Annotated in this window: 2 protein-coding genes; both read left to right on the forward strand. The window is 67.8% G+C overall.

Going from position 1 to position 1,762, the window contains the following annotated elements:
• The coding region (locus IE294_RS46590) for a DUF3311 domain-containing protein (protein WP_189895366.1) at window positions 1-139 on the forward strand (139 nt) is incomplete at its 5' end.
• On the forward strand, window positions 136-1,762 hold a 1,627-nt coding region (mctP, locus tag IE294_RS46595; RefSeq protein ID WP_189895367.1), incomplete at its 3' end, for a monocarboxylate uptake permease MctP. The genes IE294_RS46590 and mctP, both read left to right, overlap by 4 nt.

Raw genomic sequence — 1,762 nt, forward strand, 5'->3', positions numbered from 1 at the left:
GTTCATCGGGATCCCGTTCTTCTACTGGTACCAGATGCTCTGGGTGCTGATCTCCACCGCGCTCACCATGCTGGCGTACAAGCTGTGGCGGCACGACCAGCGCTCCCGTGAGGGCGTGAAGGGGGGTGCGGTGAAGTGAAGGACGGTGTGAACGGCGTCGCGCTCGGCGTCTTCGTCTTCTTCTTCCTGGCCGTCACGGTCATAGGGTTCCTGGCCGCGCGCTGGCGCAGGGCCGAGAACGAGCACTCCCTGGACGAGTGGGGTCTGGGCGGCCGGTCCTTCGGCACCTGGATCACCTGGTTCCTGCTGGGCGGTGACCTGTACACGGCGTACACCTTCGTCGCCGTCCCCGCGGCGATCTACGCGGCGGGCGCGGCGGGGTTCTTCGCGGTGCCGTACACGATCCTGGTGTACCCGCTGATCTTCACGTTCCTGCCGCGTCTGTGGTCGGTCTCGCACAAGCACGGCTACGTGACCACCTCGGACTTCGTGCGCGGCCGGTTCGGTTCGAAGGGCCTGTCGCTGGCGGTGGCGGTGACCGGCATCCTGGCGACGATGCCGTACATCGCGCTCCAGCTCGTCGGCATCCAGGCGGTGCTGGACGTGATGGGCGTCGGCGGCGGCGAGAACACCAACTGGTTCGTCAAGGACCTGCCGCTGCTCATCGCCTTCGGTGTGCTGGCGGCCTACACCTACTCCTCCGGCCTGCGCGCCCCCGCGCTGATCGCGTTCGTCAAGGACGCGCTGATCTACATCGTCATCGCGGTCGCGATCATCTACATCCCGATCAAGCTGGGCGGGTTCGACGACATCTTCGCCAAGGCCGGCGAGGCGTTCAGCCAGGTGAATCCGGCCACCGGCAAGCCGCGCGGGGCGCTGGCGCCGGGCGAGGCGAGCCAGTGGACGTACGCCACGCTGGCACTCGGATCCGCGCTGGCGCTGTTCATGTACCCGCACTCGATCACCGCGACCCTGTCGTCCAAGAGCCGTGAGGTGATCCGCCGCAACACCACCATCCTGCCGCTGTACTCCCTCATGCTGGGCCTGCTGGCCCTGCTCGGCTTCATGGCGATCGCGGCCGGGATCAAGGTCACCAACGGCCAGCTGGCCATCCCGCAGCTGTTCGAGGACATGTTCCCGGACTGGTTCGCGGGCGTGGCCTTCGCCGCCATCGGCATCGGCGCCCTGGTTCCCGCGGCGATCATGTCCATCGCGGCGGCGAACCTGTTCACCCGCAACATCTACAAGGACTTCATCAGGCCCGACGCGACGGCGCAGCAGGAGACCAAGGTCTCCAAGCTGGTCTCGCTGCTGGTGAAGGTCGGCGCGCTGGTCTTCGTCCTCACCATGGACAAGACGGTCGCGATCAACTTCCAGCTCCTGGGCGGCATCTGGATCCTGCAAACCTTCCCGGCGCTGGTGGGCGGCCTGTTCACCCGCTGGTTCCACCGCTGGGCACTGCTCGCCGGCTGGGCGGTCGGCATGATCTACGGCACGGCCGCCGCCTACGGCGTGGCCTCGCCGACCCAGAAGCACTTCGGCGGCTCCGCGAAGGAGATCCCCGGCATCGGGGAGATCGGCTACATCGGCCTCACCGCGTTCGTCCTGAACGTGGCGGTGACCGTGGTCCTCACCTTCGCCCTGAAGGCCCTCAAGGCCCCCGAGGGCGTGGACGAGACCCGGCCGGAGGACTACACCGCCGACGCCGGCGACCCCGGCGTCCAGGTGGAACTTCCCCCGGCCACCGCGGGAAGCGCTCACT

The organism is Streptomyces canarius, assembly GCF_014650735.1.
In the GTDB taxonomy this organism is placed as follows: Bacteria; Actinomycetota; Actinomycetes; order Streptomycetales; family Streptomycetaceae; genus Streptomyces; species Streptomyces olivaceoviridis.